This window comes from Pseudomonas sp. PD9R (assembly GCF_019200975.1).
Taxonomy (GTDB): Bacteria; Pseudomonadota; Gammaproteobacteria; order Pseudomonadales; family Pseudomonadaceae; genus Aquipseudomonas.
The window spans coordinates 362,188-379,394 of sequence record NZ_JAHTMR010000001.1 but is presented as its reverse complement, the minus strand read 5'-3'; the positions used below and the strand labels follow the sequence as shown (position 1 = coordinate 379,394).

Below are 17,207 nucleotides of genomic sequence, written 5' to 3'. Positions count from 1 at the left end.
CGTCGGAAACCTGCTCGGCACGCGAGTCCATCCAGGCTCCGTACCTTCCTTGCAATGAGTTCACCACTATCTTGGCAGGCCTCCGTGACGGTACAACTACCTTGGAGGGAGTGTCACGGCCATTTCGGTGCGCGCAACGGCCAAGGGCCTAGCTGAATTGTTCGCGGTACTGGGTCGGGGTCAGGCCGAGTTTTTCGCTGAACAAAAAACGCATGTGCCGCACGCTGCCAAAGCCGCTTTTGAACGCCACGGTCTTGAGCGGCAGGTCGCCGGTTTCCAGCAGGTTCCTGGCGCAGTCAATGCGTGCGCTTTGCAGAAACTCCATCGGTGTCATATTCACCTCGCGGGCGAACACCCGGGTGAAATGCCGTGGACTCATGGCAGCCAGGCTGGCCATGCGTTCGATGCTGAAGGCTTCATCAAGGTGTTCGAGCACATGATTCTGCACCCGGGTGATCGCCGTTTCATGGGGGGCGACCGCCGCCATCAACGGACTGAACTGCGCCTGGCCGCCCTGGCGTTTCATCACCACCAGCAACACCTTGGCCACGTCTTGGGCGATTTTCTTGCCGTGGTCTTCTGCGACCACTGCCAGCGCCAGGTCGATGCCGGCGGTGACGCCACCGGAGGTGATGAGGTTGCGGTCCAGGACGTAAATCTGGTCAGTCTCGACCGTGGCCTCGGGGAAGGCCTTGATCAAGCGCTCGGTGTAATGCCAGTGGGTGGTTACGCGAAAGCCGTCGAGCAAACAGGCATGACCCAGCACAAATGCGCCGGTGCAGATCGAACCGTACCGCTTGGCGCGGGGAACGGCACCCTGCAACCAGCCAAGCAATGCCGGGTGCTTCTCGTTGTAGGCCCCCGGCCCACCCGGCACCAGCAACAGGTCGTAGTGCTCGCAAGCCTGATCGATATGCCGATCAGCCTGGACGCTAACGCCATTGGAGGCCCGCAACGGGCCCTGCTCGGTGCTGATGGTCGACAACGCATAACGGGCCTCTGGCGGCAGATACCGGTTGGCGATGGAAAACACTTCCATTGGCCCGGCCATGTCGAGCAGGAGAAAGTCGGGAAACAGCACCATTGCCACGGTTTTCATGGGTTTTAAATCACTGGAATCATAAGAAAAGAGCACCATCCCTGTAGGAGCCGAGCTTGCTCGCGATAGCGGTTTAACAGTCAGCATTTTCACTGAATTCAAGACTGCTATCGCGAACAAACTCAGCTCCTACAGGTTTTGGTGCCGTGCATTATGGCGAAGTGTAGCGCCAACGTCGTCTGCGCATTACTGTCAACCTCAAAGGGACAGTATTTCAATTTTCATCTACTTATTGCACCAAACGATAAACATTAACCTTCTCCTCACTCGGACGAATTCACGTCCCCACAGGAGATTTCTTCATGCTGACCCTTCGCAAAGCTTCGGACCGCGGCGCAGCCAACCATGGCTGGTTGAAGTCGTTCCACACCTTTTCCTTCGCCAACTATCGCAACCCGCGGGAACAGGGTTTTTCCGATCTGTTGGTGATCAACGATGACCGCGTGGCAGCCGGTAAAGGCTTCGGCCAACACCCGCATCGCGACATGGAGATTTTCTCCTATGTGCTCGAAGGCGCGCTGGAACACAAAGACACCTTGGGCACCGGTTCGGTAATCCGTCCCGGCGACGTGCAATTGATGAGCGCCGGCAGCGGCGTGGCGCACAGTGAATACAACCACTCGGAAAAGCGGCCAGTGCACTTTCTGCAAATCTGGATCGTGCCGGAAGTCAGCGGCGCCAAACCGCGCTATCAGCAGGAGCACTTCAGCACGCAGAAAAAACGCGGTCGCCTGCAACTGATCATCTCGCCCGACGGCGCCAAGGGTTCGTTGAAAGTGCGCCAGGATGCGCGGGTGTACGCCGCCCTGATTGATGGCAAGGAAACCGCCACCCTGGAACTGACCGCCAATCGCTATGCCTACGTGCATGTGGCTCGAGGCAGTGTCGAACTCAACGGCATGTCGTTGCAGGAAGGCGATGGTGTGCGGGTTCGTGAAGAACAGGTGCTGACGTTGAGCAATGGAATGGATGCGGAAGTGTTGGTGTTTGACCTGCGTCCGCAGGAATTGCCTGAAATGCCGTAAAGATCAAGAGATCGCAGCCTCGTTGCACTCGACAGCTCCTACAGGGGTGCGGTGAGGCTGCGATCCTTTGATGTTATTCGCCAGTCCCGGAAAACCCCGCAACGATCTCATCGATCACCGCTCGCACCCTGGCCGTATGCCGCAAGTCCGCATGGGTCACTAACCACACGTCATACGGCAACGTCCGTGTGCGCTCCGGCCATACCCTGACCATCCCTTCCCTCTCCCCCACGTACACTGAAACTTCCCCCAGCCCGATCCCCGCAGCGATGGACTGGCGCACCAGCAGACTGGAACTCAGGCTGGCGACAATCCGCCCGCGTCCCAACGGTTCGTTGACCAGCGTCATGTCCTTGCCACCCTGCAAGTACGGCTGATACACCACCAGATCATGCCCCTCGAACGCCGATCCCGCTTCGGGCATGCCATGAGCGTCCAGGTACGCTTGCGAAGCGAACAAGCCCACTGGCCAACGGGCGATTCGCCGGGCGATCAGGTCCGGGTTGTCCGGTCGGGTATTACGCACGGCGATATCGGCTTCGCGTTTCGCCAGGCTGGCGATTTGCGTTGACGCGTCCAGTTGCACCCGAACGTCGGGATGCTGTTGGTGCAAACGGGCAATGGCCGGGATCAGGAAGTCGATAGCTAGCGAGTCGGTGGTGGTGACTCGCACGATGCCGGTCAACCGATCATCGAGCCCCTGAATCTGGCGCTCCAGTTCCAGTGCCGAATGTTCCATTTTCTCCACGGCGCGCATCGCCGCTTCGCCTACCGCCGTCAGCGCATAGCCTTCGGAGGTGCGCAGAAACAACGTCGCGCTCAATGACTTTTCCAGCGCCGCAATCCGCCGACCCACCGTGGCCTGATCAACACCCAATACCCGTGCGGCACCGCGTAGCGTTGATTCGCGGCACACCGCGAGGAATACCCGTGCGTCATCCCAGTTCATAGGTTCTCCTAACCGATGCAGATACGCATCACTGTAACGTGAAATCGCAGCATTATTGCATCGAAAAATGTCGTTATGCTGGCCCCCATAGTCAACCTGCGGGACCACGCTCATGCCCAGCTCATTGCCTTCTCTCGACGCACCGCGCAACGCGATCTGGCTGCCGATCTTCGCCGGTCTCTGCGCCAGCCTGGTCAGTATCGGCCTGGCGCGTTTTGCCTACACGCCTTTGATTCCCTCGCTGATCCAGGCCCATTGGTTTTCCGCCAGTGACGTGGTGTACCTCGGCGCGGCCAATCTGGTGGGCTACCTGGTCGGTGCGTTGATCGCCCACCCGCTGGCGCGTCGCACCTCCAACAAAACCGCGCTGCGGCTAATGATGCTCGCCGTGACACTGGCGTTTTTCGCTTGTGCCTTCCCGTTGTCAGTGGCGTGGTTTTTCGGCTGGCGTTTGCTGTCCGGCATCGCTGGTGGAGCCATCATGGTGCTGGTGGCAGCGACGGTGTTGCCACACGTTCCGGCATCACGAAAAGGCCTGGCCAGTGGTGCCATCTTTCTCGGGATCGGCCTGGGCATTGCCGGCTCGGGGACGATCGTGCCGCCACTGCTGAGCCTCGGCTTGCAGCAAACCTGGCTCGGCCTCGGCTTGCTCGCGCTGGTGTTGACTGCCGCCAGTTGGTTTGGCTGGCCGTCAGCCGCGCCTCATGGGGCCGACCCGGTGCCGGCCAATGCCGCACCGAAAGCGACAAACCCGAGTGTCTACCTGCTATTCGCTCAATACGCGTTCATGGCGGCGGGACTGGTGCCGGCCATGGTGTTCCTCGTGGATTACGTGGCGCGCGGGCTCGGCGCCGGTCAACACGTCGGCGCGCTGATTTGGGTGATGTACGGGCTCGGCGCGATTGTCGGACCGGTGACCTACGGTTTCCTGGCCGATCAACTGGGGGCAAAGCTGGGTATCCGACTGGTGCTGGCGGTGCAGGCGATTGCCGTTGGTCTGCTGTCGATCTCCAGCTCCTTTGCGGCACTGGCCTTGCTGGCGGTGATTATCGGTTCATTCCCGCCCGGCATCGTGCCACTGGCATTGGCACGGGTGCATGAACTGATCCCCGACCATCATCTACAACAGATCGCCTGGAGTCGCGCCACCGTGTCATTCGCCACATTCCAGGCCATCTCCGGTTTTGCCTATTCGGCGCTGTTCAATGCCAGCGGTGGGCATCATGCATTGATGTTCGTCATCGCGGCCGGGGCTATTGTTATTGCATTGCTGCTGGAGTTGGCGGTGCGCTTGTTGGGCCGTCGTAACCCGCTGATTGCTGTGAGTTGCCCATGAAGATCAAAAGATCGCAGCCCGCAGCAGCTCCTACATCAAACGCGTACACCGGTAGGAGCTGCCGAAGGCTGCGATCTTTTGATTCCCCCTTACTGAACACTTTGCACACAGGTATATGAAATGAATTTGCCTAAAGACATGACCCTCATCGAAATCACCGAATTTGGTGGCCCCGAAGTCTTGCAGCCGCGCCAGGTGCCGATCCCAGTTGCTGGCGCCGGTGAAGTGCTGATCCGCGTCCACGCCGCCGGGGTCAATCGCCCCGACGTGCTTCAACGCGCCGGCAAATACCCGATGAAACCCGGCATGAGCCTGATCCCAGGGCTGGAAGTGGCGGGTGAAGTGGTGGCAATCGGCACAGGTGTGACTGATTTTATCGTCGGTGACAAGGTGTGCGCGCTGACCAACGGCGGCGGGTACGCGCAGTATTGCGCCGTTCCTGCCAGCCAGACATTGCCGATCCCTGAGGGCATGAACTGGCTGCAAGCCGCTGCGGTCCCGGAAACCTACTTCACGGTGTGGGCCAATCTGTTCGACATGGGTGGTGCCAGCAAAGGCCAACGCGCATTGATTCACGGCGGCACCAGTGGCATTGGCACGACCGCCTTGATGTTGTGCCGTGAATTCGGCGTCAAGGCGTTTGCCACGGCGGGCAGCGAGGAAAAGTGTGCGGCGATCCGTCAATTGGGGGCCGAAGCGATCAACTATCGCGATCAGGACTTCGTCCAGGTTATCCAGGAAAAAACCGCCGGCAAGGGCGTTAACGTCATCCTCGACATCATGGGCGGTTCGTACCTGAATCAGAATATCGCCGCATTGGGCATGGAAGGCCGGCTGGTGATGCTCGGCTTTCTCGGAGGCGCTCACGCCAAAGACGTCGATCTGCTGGCGATCATGGCAAAACGCGCCATAGTGACCGGCTCGCTCTTGCGCTCGCGCACCCAGGAAGAAAAAGCCTCGATCGCCGAACAATTGCGCGAGTTTGTATGGCCAGTACTCGCCGCGGGCCGTTGCCTGCCAATGATCGACCAGGTCTTCCCGCTCAACGAGGCCTCACTGGCCCATGCGCGGATGGAAGCTGGCGATCACATCGGCAAAATCGTGTTGAGCGTCCCTCAGTAACCCTCACCCGCAGCCTGAGCGCCGCTGATGATGGCGATGCCCGAACTGGTGCCCAAACGCGTGGCACCGGCTTCGATCATCGCCAGCGCGGTCGGATAATCGCGCACCCCGCCCGATGCCTTCACCCCGATCCCGGCACCCACCGTGCGACGCATCAGGGCGACATCTTCCACTGTTGCACCGCTGCGGCTGAAGCCTGTGGACGTTTTGACGAACGCGACGTTCAGCTCACGGCAGATCTCGCAGGCCTTGACCTTTTCGGCGTCGGTCAGCAGACAGGTTTCCAGGATGACTTTCAGCGGCACGCTGCCACAGGCTTGCTTGACCAGGGCGATATCGGCCTGAACCTGATCCAACAGCCCCTCCTTCAACCAGCCGATGTTCAACACCATGTCGATCTCTCCCGCCCCGGCGGCTATCGCGCGCTCGGCTTCGAAGGCTTTGCTGTCACTGAGCCCGGCACCAAGGGGAAAGCCAACCACCGCGCAAACCTTGACCTTTTGCCCGGCGAGGCACTGCGCAGCATGGGGCACCTGGCCCGAGTTCACGCACACCGAATAAAACCCGTGCTCCTGTGCCTCACGGCACAGCGTGGCGATTTGTTCGCGGGAAGCGTCGGGGGCCAGCAAGGTATGATCGATAAACTGCGCCAATGCCTGGGGTTCGAGGTGTGCCATCGCAAAAACTCCTGTTTGTGTATTCAAATGCCCCTGCGCCACAATCGAGGATCAATCGCGCAAAAACGTTACAAAACTAACAAATAATGTTACTTATTTAACATCAACAATCAACCCCGGAATGCCTGTGGACAGTAAAAAAACCGAGCGCCTCAAGCTTATTCAGCAAGCCCTGCAAGACCAGAGCGCCATTCACCTGCGCGAAATGGCCGCCTTGCTGGACGTTTCGGAGATGACGCTGCGCCGTGACCTGACCAAGTACACCGACCACTTGCGTCTGCTCGGCGGCTACATCACCAAAATCCACGACGGCAACGAACCCGGCGATTACCGTGTAGCCGAACAAGACACCCGGCATGTCGAAGAGAAACGCCGGATCGGCAAACTGGCCGCCGGTTTTATCCAGCCCGGCGATACGGTGTTCTTCGACTGCGGCACCACCACGCCTTTTGTCGTGGACTTCATTCCCGACGATCTGGAGTTCACCGCCGTGTGCAACTCGCTGAACGTGCTGCTCAAACTTTCGCAAAAACCCAACTGCCACATCGTGGTGTGTGGCGGCACGTTCCACCGCAAAAACCAGGTGTTCGAGAACCAGACCGAAACCGGCATCCTCGACAGCGTGCGCCTGACCTGGGCATTTGTTTCAGCTGCGGGCGTCAGCCAGGACTTCGGCGTGACCTGCTTCAACTTCAATGAAGTGGAGGTCAAGCAGAAGGTCCTGCGCCAGGCCCAGCAGCGCTTGCTGCTGGCCGATCACAGCAAGTTCGACACCGTGCGCACCGCGCACTTCGCCGACTTGCAGGACTTCCAGTACGTGGTCAGCGACAAGAAAATCCCCAAGTCCTATCGCGATGCCATCGCCGCCAGCGGTGCCCAGCTGATCACCTGATCAGCGCCTGCTGCTCCGTTGCGCTGAGATAGCCGGTGGTCACGCTGAACGCCGCTGTATCCCCGGCCGCCAAAGAGCGCACATGGCCCTTGGCGGACTCGGCCCGATAGCCCTCCGGTTCACAGGTCGCCGGCAGCACGAATGCCGCCACCTGTTGATCGGCGTTGTGCAACACCCAGCGAGCGGCGTGCTCGAACTGCTCCGGACGATAGCGGGTGTAGAACGCCGCGCCGTCCGGATGACTCAGCAGAAAATGCGCATGACCGGTCGAATCCGCCCGCACGCCGTCGAAGAAAAACACGATTTCCGGGTCATAAAGCGCTGGCTGGTCCAGGCATTGAAACTGCCCGGGTGCCTGCGCCAACTGCTCCGTGTAGCGACTCCAGGCCGGCGTCGGTTTGACGTGTGCCGGCACGCTGCTGCGCAGGCGCACACGCTCGAACTCAAGCGGCTCGATGAATCGGCCGTCTTCGACATAGGCATAATTCATGTGCGCCATGTACATCAGGTCCATCGGTTTTGCCGCGAGGTTGGTCACCTGCATGTCGATATCGAACAACCCCGAATCGCTGTGCAAAGTAACGCTCGGATTCGCCCGATAACGATCGCCAAAACCCTGCACGTATTCGTACTCGCCGCCCAGACGCAGGAACCTTCCGGCGCTGTCTTCACCGATCTCCAGCCAGGCGCTATCCATGGCCGCGCACGGCATTTCGCCATGCAGCGGATGATCATCTTCGGGGCTCGGGCAACCATTGCGCAGCAGGCCGCTGTGGAACATGAAGCATCCGTAGGTGCCGATCACCGTTGGGCTGGGTTTGGGCTGACTGAACAGGTTTTTCATGGTCAGGTCGCAACCGTCGAAGACGGCGGACCAAATCATCTGCCCCTGATACGGCAGCACCACCAGATGACCGCGACTGTTTGCCAATTCCACGGCCAGCACGCCACTGGGGTAGACCCAGGTGCTGACCTTGAACGCAGCGGACTCAAGCAAGGTCTTGCGCGCTTCACCGAACTGCGATGGATAAAGGTTGATCCGCGTGCTCATGAAGTCACCGCCGCACCCACCGGTGCCCGTTCGCTGTCAGCGTGACGCAGGCAACGCACTGCGTAGGCCACGATCACAATGAAGCACAACAGCGGCACGCTATAGGCCAACTGCATATTGCCGCCACTGTAGTCGGACAGTAGCCCCTGGAAGATCGGAATCACCCCGCCACCGACGATGCTCATCACCAGTAGTGAACCGCCGACACCGGTGTCTTCGCCCAGGCCATCGATCGTCAGGCCGTAGATGGTCGGCCAGCACGGGCCAACGAACACACTCACGCCCACTGCCGCATACACCGCCGTGATGTTCGGCACTAGAATCGTGTAGGCCAGCAACAGAATGCACAGCACGCCGTACACCGCTAGCACCTTGGCCGGGTGCAATTTGCGCATCAACAGGTTGGCAATCATCTTGCCGACGAAGTACGCGGCAAAGGTGGTCAACAGGAACCACGAGGCGCTGCGCTCGTTCATGCCGCCCAGCTGCATGGCCAGGCGAATGGTGAAACTCCACACACCAACCTGGGCACCGACGTACAGAAATTGCGCCAATACGCCGAAGGTAAAGCGCGGGTTGCGCCACAGCCGCGACAGGCTTTCACCCAGGCTGGCGGTTTTTTTGCTGACCGGTTGATTACCCTTGCACGCCGGGAACCGGGTGATGGCAATCAGGATGAACATCAGCACCAGGACCGCGATCATCCATTTGTAGGGCAACAACGTGGACTGGATCATTTGCAGTTGCTGGATAGCTGCGTCCGAGGCGCTCATTTGCGTGAGCTGTTCGCGGGTCGCGTCCGTGTCCTTGAACATCACGAAACTGCCGACATACACCCCGGCCATTGCACCGAACGGGTGGAACGTCTGGGAAATGTTCAGCCGACGGGTGCCCGTTTCCCGTGGTCCCATCAGCGTCGAATAGGTGTTGCAGGCGGTCTCAAGGAAGGACAGGCCGGCCGCGATCACGAACAGCGCCAGCAGAAACATGCCGTATTTGGCCGTGGATGCTGCCGGGAAGAACAACAGGCAACCGAACATGTACAGCATCAAGCCGATCAGGATGGTGGTCTTGTAGCTGAAACGCCGGACCACCAGCGCGGCCGGGATCGCCACGAAAAAATAGCCGAGGTAAAACGCCGATTGCACGAACGCAGTCTGGAAATCGCTGAGCAGGAACGCCTTCTTGAAATGCGCGATGAGCACGTCGTTCATGCTCGCGGCCGCCGCCCACAGCGCGAAGATGCTGCACAGCAGAATGAAAGCGAACCAAGGCGTGCGATTCAGGTAGAAACCATCGGGTGTCTGTTGGAGCGGAGGCTTTGTCATTGTTGTTCTCCGTGATGGGCTGGGAAAAGGTGAAGCGTTCGGATCACTTCGGCGCCGGGGCATCGAAGCTGCGCTGGAATTGCGCGAATGCTTGGGCGTCCGGGTAGGACGTCTGGGTGCCCAGGCCCGTGACCGAACAGGCGGAATAAGCTACGGCCTGGATCATGGCGGCATGGATATCGCGGTCGCGGCTCCAGTGGTGAATGAAGCAACCGATGAACGCATCCCCTGCCCCGGTGGTATCGCGCGCAGCGACACGCAACCCGGAAACACGGAACTCGCCCTCTATCCCGACATACAGCGCGCCCTGCTGGCCGAGGGTCACGATCACATGGCGAACACCGCTGGCAACCAGGGTTTGCGCGGCTTTGCGCGCGGATTCTGGCGAGTCCACGACCTGCCCGCTGATCAGCGACAGCTCGGACTCATTGGGCACCAGGAAATCCAGCTGCGCCAAGTGTTCACGGCTTAGCCCCGACAAGGCTGGTGCCGGATTGAGCAGCACCGGAATGTCGTGCTCGCGACCGAACTCGATGGCGTAGTAAACGGTTTCGACATTGATTTCGAGCTGCAGAACGATCAACGAACACTCGCGCAACGCCTGTGCTGCGGCGTCGATATCTGCCGGGACGAGATGTGCGTTGGCACCTTTGACGATGAGGATGCTGTTGTGGGAGTCGGCCTGAACGAAAATCGGCGCCACGCCGCTGGATACGCCGGGGACGCGCTGTACATAGCGGGTGTCGATGCCAAAGCGCTGGAAGTTGGCCAGGGTATTATCGGCGAACATGTCATCGCCGACTTTGGTCAGCATCAGCACATCGGCACCGAGCTTGGCTGCCGCCACTGCCTGATTCGCGCCCTTGCCACCACAACCGAGGGCGAAACCCGGCGCTTCCAGCGTTTCGCCCTTGGCCGGCATGCGGTCGATGTAGGTGATCAGGTCCACCATGTTGCTGCCGATGACTGCGATCTTGCTCATTGCTTTCCCACCTTGATCCGGCTTGCCAGGCTGACGCTGGCGTCTTTGTTTTGTTATTTAAATAACATTTAATGTGATTATTCAATCTTTTTATCGAGTACCCATTGAGATAAGGACGAGCGGTTTTGGGAAAAGAACTACCCAAGTGTCAAGACAGCCTCTTGCAGCAGAACAGGCGCGGTACCGCGATTTGCTTCCGACACCGGTACGACTGTCGAAAATCTTCCTGCAAGCCAGGCGCATCTGTTAAAACGCGAACTTAATGTCTTTGCTGGTAAACCACCCAATGCCTTCTGCCCTCCTCACTCGTCTGCGCCGACGCTGGCTGCCGCTGCTGTGCATGGCTGCGCTGATCGTCGGCCTGCCGGTGAGTTGCGGCGCGCTCAAATACAAGGAGCGCGAGTTGCTGTTCCGTATCGAACCGGGCACGGCGGGTTGGTATCGCGGCTTGCCGCAGGACGTTCAGGAATTCGATATCAAGCCTGCAAGCTTCAAGGCCGGACAAAACCTGCACGCCTGGTGGTGGCCGGCGATGCGCCGCGATGCGCCGTCGATCCTTTACCTGCACGGCGTGCGCTGGAACCTGACCGGCCAAGCGTTCCGCATCGAACAATTGCGGGCCATGGGCTATTCAGTGCTGGCGATTGATTACCGTGGCTTTGGCCAGAGCAAAGGAGATTTGCCTTCGGAGGCCAGCGTTTACGAAGATGCTCGGGCCGCGTGGGAACGCTTCACGGCGATGCAACCGGATGCCAGCAAGCGCTTGATCTACGGCCATTCGCTGGGCGGTGCGGTGGCCATCGACCTTGCGACGGACCTGGCTGCGCAGGCGAAAAAGGATCACGTCGCAGTGCCGGTGCGCGGCCTGGTGATCGAGTCCACCTTCACTTCGCTGGGTGATGCCGTGGCGGAGGTGGCTGGCAACAACCTGCCGGTCAATTGGCTGCCGGTGCGCTGGCTGCTGTCACAGAAGTTCGATTCCATCGACAAGATCGTCGACATCGACATGCCGCTGTTGGTGGTCCATGGTTTGGCCGATCCGTTCATGCCGTCGCGATTCAGCCAACAATTGTTCAATGCAGCCAGCGAACCGAAGCGCCTGTTATTGATCCCTGGTGGCACGCACAACAACAGCATGAGCCTGGGCGGCACCCAGTATCGTCAGGCCCTGGACAATTTGATGAAAGCCAAACCGCAGATCGCCGGGCCGTCGCTTTCACGGGGGGCTCAGGACTCCTGAGGGTTATCGATACCCTCGCGCCTGCATGTCGAACAACTGCGCGTAACGTCCACCTGCAGCGACCAGCGTGTCGTGATCGCCACGCTCCAGGATCGCGCCCTGATCCAGCACGATGATGTGGTCGGCATTGCGCACACTGGAAAAACGGTGGGAAATCAGCAGGGTCATGCGGCCTTGGGTGTTCTGGCTGAAATGCTCGAACACCGCAGCTTCCGCCGCCGGGTCCAGCGCCGAGGTCGGCTCGTCAAGAATCAGGATATCGGCGTCACGGCGCATGTACGCTCGCGACAATGCGATTTTCTGCCATTGCCCGCCCGACAGCTCCTGCCCACCGGCAAACCAGCGCCCCAATTGCGTGGCATAGCCGCGATCCAGACGCTCGATAAAAGGCGCTGCCATGCCCTCGGCCGCAGCTTCCTGCCAACGCTGTTCATTGTTGAATGCCAGCGTGTCGCCAACGCCAATGTTCTCGCCGACGGAGAACTGGTAACGAATGTAGTCCTGAAAAATCACGCCGATGCGCCGACGCAATGCGTCTTCCTCCCAGGCCTGTAAATCGCTGCCGTCCAGCAGGATACGTCCCTGATCGGGTCGGTAGAGCCGAGTCAGCAATTTGATCAACGTGGTCTTGCCCGAACCGTTCTCCCCGACCAAGGCCACACTGTGGCCCGGCACAAGGTGCAGGTCTATGCCTTCCAGCGCAGCGCGACTGGCACCCGGATAACGGAAACCGACGTTCTCGAACCGCAAACCATCGCCGGGTACTGCGCCGACGGTGAGGTGACCCGTGTCGACCACCACGGGTTCGGCCAGGTACTCGTAGAGGCTCGACAGGTAGAGTCCATCTTCGTAAAGACCGCTGATAGCGCCGAGGCTGCTGCTCACCGCCGTCTGCCCCTGCTTGAACAACACCAGGTACATGGTCATCTGGCCGAGGCTGATGTTGCCATGGACGGTATCGACCACCACCCAGGCATAGGCCAGATAAAACGCTCCTGTGCCGAGCAGACCGAGAACAAATCCCCAGCCATCGCGGCGCAAAGTCAGTCGTCGGTCCTCGGCATAGAGACGAGCGAACGTGTTGCGGTAACGCTGCAACAGCAGCGGCGCAAACCCGAACAGCTTGACCTCTTTGATATAGCCCTCGTGGGAGAGCAGTGTCTCGATGTAAGTCTGCTGTCGACTTTCCGGGGCTCGGCGGGTGAACAGGCGAAAGGCATCCCCGGAAAAATGCGCTTCGGCAAAAAACACCGGCAGCGCACCCACCACCAAAAGCACCAGCGCCCACGGCGAAAAATGCACCAACAGCACGCCGAAGCTGATCAACACGATCAGGTTCTGGACCAGCCCCAATGACTTCATCACCAGCGCCAACGGCCGGGTGGAAGCTTCACGCCGTACCCGCACCAGCTTGTCGTAGAACTCGGAGTTCTCGAATTGCACCAGCGACAATGTCTGGGCCTTTTCCAGAATCATCGTGTTGACCTTCTGCCCCAGCTGAACGCGCAACAGAGATTGCTGGACCGACAACGCTCGTTGAGCGCCAGACAACAACGCCAACGCGCCGGCTTCGAACAACACGTAACGCACCACTGGCCACAAAGGCGCGCTGCCCTGTTGTGCGTGCAATTGCATGGCGAAGACCACGGCATCGACAATGCGCTGCCCCAGCCAGGCCGCCAGTGCGGGAAGCACCCCGGCAATCAGCGTTGCCAGCACCAGACCGAGGAACAAGCCGCGCGAGGTGCCCCAAACCAGTAGCAGCGCGCGCCGGGACTGGTCGAGCAATAACGAGAAACGTGTAAGGACTGCGGGCATAGTTACCTGTTACGCCGACGCGGTTTCTCGGAATCTCTTTTTGTAGGTGGAGGCCCCTTCGGAATCACCAGCCCGGGAGGTTGAGGACCACCGTTGACCCAGATTTCCATTAGCCGCCTCATTTCAGGCGGCATTTCTTGCGGCGCTTTACTTGTCATTCGGCCACCCTTTTGATTGCAGGAATTCGACCCACTGTACTTTTGAAACATCAATAACAATGACTTCGGCCCCGGTATTAAACCCCTTGCCTCCATCATCAATCCAGTGAGGGTACTCAAGAACGAATTGCCCTCTTGCAGGCTCGGTTGGCCATTCAATCGGCCAGCCAAAAAGCCGTTTACCATCGACCAGGTGTAGAACTACATGTCTTTTTCGCGTTGAAAAAGCACTGTACCACTCGCACGGATATGAAGACTGCGTGGTGACTTTCAGTTTCCTGAGTAGAGAGTGAAGCCTGTCGCTACTCGCAACATGACACGAAAGAAAACCCAACAGCACCGCAATCACCGCTGACCACAGCGCCTCTGACTTCCTATCCCACAAGCCGACCGAAAAAAACCGCTCTCCCGTAACCAGCAGAAAGGCCCCCAGACCAACAACCAACGACTGGATTACAAAAGTAAAAATCAGTGCCTGGACAATTTACCCAAAGGTGTCTGGCCGCTTGAACGCTGTCAGGGAATAAAAAATCCAGGCGGCTAAAAACCCCGGGATCAAATACTGGAGTAACGGAATCACTTCCTTGATCAAATCATCCATGCAAGTTTTCAATCCATTGAAAGCTTCGGCTCGGTACAAACAAATACATCACCCGGACGACTCGCGCTATCAGTTGAGAAGTCGCTGTCGTCACAAGAAATTTCAAGGTTTAACGCAAGGAATCGTCGGGCAAATATCAGCGAAAAGTCATACAAAAATTTAATCGAAGGCCCACGTTATCTAGGCCTGAAACCTCGCCCGATACCGCCCTGGGCTCTCCCCCGTCCACTTTTTGAACGCACGGTGAAATGCGCTCGGTTCCTGAAAGCCCAACTGCTCGGCGATATCGCTGATGCTCGCCCGGCTTTCACGCAACTGCTCGAAGGCCACGGCACGGCGCACTTCGTCCTTGATCTCCTGATAGGAACAGCCTTCGCGCTCCAGTTTTCGGCGAAAGGTGCTGGGGCTCAGGTGCTGTTCGAGGGCGAATGCCTGAAGGGTCGGCCAGTGGCTGTAATGGCTGTTGCGCAAGCGCTGATGCACTTGCGACGCCAGGCCATGTTGGTTGCGGAAGCGGATCACCAGCCATTGCGGCGCGGTGCGTAAAAACACTTTCAGTGACGCCAGGTCCTGGACCACCGGCAATCGCAAATAGTGACTGGCGAACTCGATTTCGGTGCGCTCGGCGCCGAAGGTTAAATTAGGTCCCCAGAGCAAACGGTCATCACTGAGGGCGATGCGTTGGTGGCGAAAATCGGCGCGGTCGATGGGGATGCGCCGGCCACCCAGCCAGCACAACAAACTGATCATCAACACCAGAAATGTCTCTTCGCCAAATCGACTGGCATCGTCGTTCGACGCCTGCGTTTCCAGGCTGATGATTGCCCGTTTGCCGCGAACGGTCAGTGTGCCGCGAAAGTCGCGCAGGAACAGGGCGAAGTTGGTCAGGCACTGGCGCATGGCTTTGTGCAAATCGGGCTCCTGAATCAGTGCCCGGCAGATCAGGGCGAACGCGCCTGGCGGCATGCCATGAGCGTCCAGGCCGAAGAACTCATCGTCGAGCTCGCGGATCTGAATCAGCCATAACGCCGCAAACGCATTGGCCGGTACCCGCGCCGTGGGTTGCTGCATCACCGCCGGATCGATGCCTGCCTGTCCAAGCACGGCGCGCACCCGCTGCGGGTCGTCACCCATCCCATGGATCATTGCCTGCACGAAGTAGGCGGCCACTGAGTCCTTTTCCCGCATGTGAACGCTTCTCCCCCCATTACCCGAAATGGCAAAAAACACCAGTGCCGTTGAACAGTTTCAGCATAGGACAACCGCCCTGCCGGCTCTAGACTCGCGGCCAATAGTACGCCTTTGGCCATTATGGCGGCCAAGGTATCGCAAGGCTTGATCGGAAGGACGGCAAGATGAATCTGCAAAACATTGGCGTGATTGGCGCTGGCACCATGGGCAACGGCATTGCGCAAGTCTGCGCCTTGGCCGGTTTCAATGTGACCCTGCTCGACATCTCCGAGAGCGCCTTGCAAAAAGCTGTCGCAACCGTCGGCAAAAACCTTGATCGGCAGATCGCCAAGGACACCCTGACGACTGAGCAAAAGCTCGCCGCCCTCGACAAGATCCGCACCAGTACCGATTACAGCAGCCTGCACAATGCGCAACTGGTGATCGAAGCCGCCACCGAAAACCTCGACCTGAAACTGCGGGTACTGCAACAGATTGCTGCGCAGGTCAGCGCCGAATGCGTGATCGCCTCCAACACCTCGTCGCTGTCGATTACCCAACTCGCCGCCAGCGTCAGCCAACCTGAGCGTTTCATCGGCCTGCACTTCTTCAACCCGGTGCCGGTAATGGGCCTGATTGAAGTCATTCGCGGCTTGCAGACCAGCGACGCCACCCACGCACTGGCACTGGACATGGCGACCACGCTTGGCAAAACCGCAATCACCGCCGGTAACCGCCCGGGTTTCGTGGTTAACCGGATTCTGGTGCCAATGATCAACGAAGCGATCCTGGTGTTTCAGGAAGGCCTGGCCAGTGCAGAAGACATCGACGCCGGCATGCGTCTGGGCTGCAATCAGCCCATCGGCCCGCTGGCGCTGGCGGACCTGATCGGCCTGGACACTCTGCTGGCGATCATGGAAGCCTTCTACGATGGCTTCAACGACAGCAAGTACCGCCCGGCACCACTGCTCAAGGAAATGGTCGCCGCCGGTTACCTGGGACGCAAAACGGGGCGCGGCTTCCATGCCTATGCCTGAGCGTTGTTCGCGTTTCGCCGAATACCGGGACAAGGTGCTGGAGCTATTTGCCAGCAAGGGTTTCGGTCAGGTCGGCATGCGTGAGCTCGCCACGTGCCTGGGGCTTTCCCCGGGCTCGTTGTATCACCATTACCCAAGCAAACAGCACTTGTTGCTGGACCTGATCGAAGAGTTCTACGAAGAGCTGCTGGCCACACTGGGACGCATCGAGCAAAAGGCCCCGGCCAAACGCGATCGGCTCAACCAATTGATTCGCGCGCACCTGAACCTGCATCGCAACATGCCGTGGCATTTTCGCCTGGTGGAGCGCGACAGCGGCTGCCTGAATGAAGAACAGCAGGCGCGGGTGCAAAAATTGCGCGAGCAGTACGAGCGCAAATTGTTATTGATGCTCGGCGCCCGCTCGCGATTCAGTGAACTGGGCCTGTTGGCGGCAGGCCACGCCATTGCAGCATTGCTTAATAGCGCACCCAGCTGGCTGACGCCCCATTCGCTGGACGAAAGCGAACACGACGAACTGCTGGAGAATATGGTGAACGGTGCTGTCGAGCGCTTGCTGGCGCCTCGTCGTGCAAGTGAGGCAATAAGCCTTGCTCCATCTATCGAGAAAACGTCTAAAAAAACCCAGACCTCCGTCGCGATTTAGCGCTTTGCTTGCCGGTTCAATGCCATCGGAATTCGTCCTCGAACGAGGCGTCCAATCCGATGTGTATCTTCAATGA

At 59.1% G+C, this 17,207-nt stretch carries 15 protein-coding genes and 1 pseudogene; 7 read left to right on the top strand and 9 right to left on the bottom strand.

Annotation, left to right across the window (positions count from 1 at the left end; genetic code table 11):
- Positions 1 to 148 precede the first annotated feature (148 nt).
- Positions 149 to 1,099, bottom strand: a complete 951-nt coding sequence (locus KUF73_RS01760) for a GlxA family transcriptional regulator (RefSeq protein WP_218436311.1) — start codon at positions 1,097 to 1,099, stop codon at positions 149 to 151.
- Between the two features lie 302 nt (positions 1,100 to 1,401).
- On the opposite strand from KUF73_RS01760, the gene KUF73_RS01755 reads away from it, so the two are divergent.
- Positions 1,402 to 2,124 (top strand): pirin family protein, encoded by a 723-nt coding sequence (locus tag KUF73_RS01755; RefSeq protein ID WP_218436310.1) that lies wholly within the window; start codon positions 1,402 to 1,404, stop codon positions 2,122 to 2,124.
- A gap of 73 nt (positions 2,125 to 2,197) precedes the next feature.
- Here the strand turns inward: KUF73_RS01755 and KUF73_RS01750 are convergent, their stop codons facing one another.
- Positions 2,198 to 3,073: a LysR family transcriptional regulator gene (locus tag KUF73_RS01750; protein WP_218436309.1), complete on the bottom strand. Its 876-nt coding sequence runs from the start codon at positions 3,071 to 3,073 to the stop codon at positions 2,198 to 2,200.
- Between the two features lie 112 nt (positions 3,074 to 3,185).
- On the opposite strand from KUF73_RS01750, the gene KUF73_RS01745 reads away from it, so the two are divergent.
- Both KUF73_RS01745 and KUF73_RS01740 read left to right on the top strand, forming a co-directional pair.
- The gene (locus KUF73_RS01745; RefSeq protein WP_218436308.1) at positions 3,186 to 4,409 is read left to right on the top strand and encodes a YbfB/YjiJ family MFS transporter; all 1,224 of its coding nucleotides are present in this window, start codon (positions 3,186 to 3,188) and stop codon (positions 4,407 to 4,409) included.
- A 120-nt stretch (positions 4,410 to 4,529) separates the two neighbouring features.
- Complete coding sequence (locus KUF73_RS01740; RefSeq protein ID WP_218436307.1) at positions 4,530 to 5,531, top strand: NAD(P)H-quinone oxidoreductase; 1,002 nt, start codon at positions 4,530 to 4,532, stop codon at positions 5,529 to 5,531.
- On the opposite strand, the gene deoC is transcribed toward KUF73_RS01740, so the two are convergent.
- Positions 5,525 to 6,208, bottom strand: coding sequence for a deoxyribose-phosphate aldolase (deoC, locus tag KUF73_RS01735; RefSeq protein ID WP_218436306.1), 684 nt, complete (start codon positions 6,206 to 6,208; stop codon positions 5,525 to 5,527). The genes KUF73_RS01740 and deoC overlap by 7 nt on opposite strands.
- Before the next feature lie 121 nt (positions 6,209 to 6,329).
- On the opposite strand from deoC, the gene deoR reads away from it, so the two are divergent.
- Positions 6,330 to 7,100: a DNA-binding transcriptional repressor DeoR gene (gene deoR, locus KUF73_RS01730; RefSeq protein ID WP_218436305.1), complete on the top strand. Its 771-nt coding sequence runs from the start codon at positions 6,330 to 6,332 to the stop codon at positions 7,098 to 7,100.
- Here the strand turns inward: deoR and KUF73_RS01725 are convergent.
- The 3 genes from KUF73_RS01725 to rbsK are packed head-to-tail and all read right to left on the bottom strand — an operon-like array spanning position 7,093 to position 10,461.
- A complete protein-coding gene (locus KUF73_RS01725) occupies positions 7,093 to 8,151 on the bottom strand; it encodes an aldose 1-epimerase family protein (RefSeq protein ID WP_218436304.1) in 1,059 nt (352 codons plus the stop codon). The two genes, deoR and KUF73_RS01725, sit on opposite strands and share 8 nt — an antisense overlap.
- Positions 8,148 to 9,479: an L-fucose:H+ symporter permease gene (fucP, locus tag KUF73_RS01720; RefSeq protein ID WP_218436303.1), complete on the bottom strand. Its 1,332-nt coding sequence runs from the start codon at positions 9,477 to 9,479 to the stop codon at positions 8,148 to 8,150. Before fucP ends, KUF73_RS01725 begins: the two co-directional genes overlap by 4 nt.
- A 43-nt stretch (positions 9,480 to 9,522) precedes the next feature.
- A complete protein-coding gene (gene rbsK, locus KUF73_RS01715; RefSeq protein ID WP_218436302.1) occupies positions 9,523 to 10,461 on the bottom strand; it encodes a ribokinase in 939 nt (312 codons plus the stop codon).
- 286 nt (positions 10,462 to 10,747) lie between these two features.
- Between rbsK and KUF73_RS01710 the strand changes: the two genes are divergently transcribed.
- On the top strand, positions 10,748 to 11,701 hold the full coding sequence (locus KUF73_RS01710) for an alpha/beta hydrolase (RefSeq protein ID WP_218436301.1): 954 nt from the start codon (positions 10,748 to 10,750) through the stop codon (positions 11,699 to 11,701).
- A gap of 3 nt (positions 11,702 to 11,704) precedes the next feature.
- On the opposite strand, the gene KUF73_RS01705 is transcribed toward KUF73_RS01710, so the two are convergent.
- From KUF73_RS01705 to KUF73_RS01695, 3 genes and pseudogenes are all read right to left on the bottom strand, one after another.
- Entirely contained in the window at positions 11,705 to 13,519 is a 1,815-nt protein-coding gene (locus tag KUF73_RS01705) for an ABC transporter ATP-binding protein (RefSeq protein WP_218436300.1), read from the bottom strand.
- 147 nt (positions 13,520 to 13,666) lie between these two features.
- A pseudogene (locus KUF73_RS01700) lies at positions 13,667 to 14,278 on the bottom strand (DUF6338 family protein).
- A 180-nt stretch (positions 14,279 to 14,458) separates the two neighbouring features.
- Positions 14,459 to 15,466 (bottom strand): AraC family transcriptional regulator, encoded by a 1,008-nt coding sequence (locus KUF73_RS01695; RefSeq protein ID WP_218436299.1) that lies wholly within the window; start codon positions 15,464 to 15,466, stop codon positions 14,459 to 14,461.
- A gap of 167 nt (positions 15,467 to 15,633) precedes the next feature.
- Here KUF73_RS01695 and KUF73_RS01690 point away from each other — a divergent pair, with 167 nt between their 5' ends.
- Both KUF73_RS01690 and KUF73_RS01685 read left to right on the top strand, forming a co-directional pair.
- Positions 15,634 to 16,485: a 3-hydroxybutyryl-CoA dehydrogenase gene (locus KUF73_RS01690; RefSeq protein ID WP_218436298.1), complete on the top strand. Its 852-nt coding sequence runs from the start codon at positions 15,634 to 15,636 to the stop codon at positions 16,483 to 16,485.
- Complete coding sequence (locus tag KUF73_RS01685; RefSeq protein ID WP_218436297.1) at positions 16,472 to 17,131, top strand: TetR/AcrR family transcriptional regulator; 660 nt, start codon at positions 16,472 to 16,474, stop codon at positions 17,129 to 17,131. The genes KUF73_RS01690 and KUF73_RS01685 overlap by 14 nt, the downstream gene beginning before the upstream one ends.
- Positions 17,132 to 17,207 lie beyond the last annotated feature (76 nt).

Coding starts and splice junctions, on each gene's coding strand:
- KUF73_RS01760 (WP_218436311.1), bottom strand. CDS start 1,099: ATGAAAACCGTGGCAATGGTGCTGTTTCCCGACTTTCTCCTGCTCGAC.
- KUF73_RS01755 (WP_218436310.1), top strand. CDS start 1,402: ATGCTGACCCTTCGCAAAGCTTCGGACCGCGGCGCAGCCAACCATGGC.
- KUF73_RS01750 (WP_218436309.1), bottom strand. CDS start 3,073: ATGAACTGGGATGACGCACGGGTATTCCTCGCGGTGTGCCGCGAATCA.
- KUF73_RS01745 (WP_218436308.1), top strand. CDS start 3,186: ATGCCCAGCTCATTGCCTTCTCTCGACGCACCGCGCAACGCGATCTGG.
- KUF73_RS01740 (WP_218436307.1), top strand. CDS start 4,530: ATGAATTTGCCTAAAGACATGACCCTCATCGAAATCACCGAATTTGGT.
- deoC (WP_218436306.1), bottom strand. CDS start 6,208: ATGGCACACCTCGAACCCCAGGCATTGGCGCAGTTTATCGATCATACC.
- deoR (WP_218436305.1), top strand. CDS start 6,330: ATGCCTGTGGACAGTAAAAAAACCGAGCGCCTCAAGCTTATTCAGCAA.
- KUF73_RS01725 (WP_218436304.1), bottom strand. CDS start 8,151: ATGAGCACGCGGATCAACCTTTATCCATCGCAGTTCGGTGAAGCGCGC.
- fucP (WP_218436303.1), bottom strand. CDS start 9,479: ATGACAAAGCCTCCGCTCCAACAGACACCCGATGGTTTCTACCTGAAT.
- rbsK (WP_218436302.1), bottom strand. CDS start 10,461: ATGAGCAAGATCGCAGTCATCGGCAGCAACATGGTGGACCTGATCACC.
- KUF73_RS01710 (WP_218436301.1), top strand. CDS start 10,748: ATGCCTTCTGCCCTCCTCACTCGTCTGCGCCGACGCTGGCTGCCGCTG.
- KUF73_RS01705 (WP_218436300.1), bottom strand. CDS start 13,519: ATGCCCGCAGTCCTTACACGTTTCTCGTTATTGCTCGACCAGTCCCGG.
- KUF73_RS01695 (WP_218436299.1), bottom strand. CDS start 15,466: ATGCGGGAAAAGGACTCAGTGGCCGCCTACTTCGTGCAGGCAATGATC.
- KUF73_RS01690 (WP_218436298.1), top strand. CDS start 15,634: ATGAATCTGCAAAACATTGGCGTGATTGGCGCTGGCACCATGGGCAAC.
- KUF73_RS01685 (WP_218436297.1), top strand. CDS start 16,472: ATGCCTATGCCTGAGCGTTGTTCGCGTTTCGCCGAATACCGGGACAAG.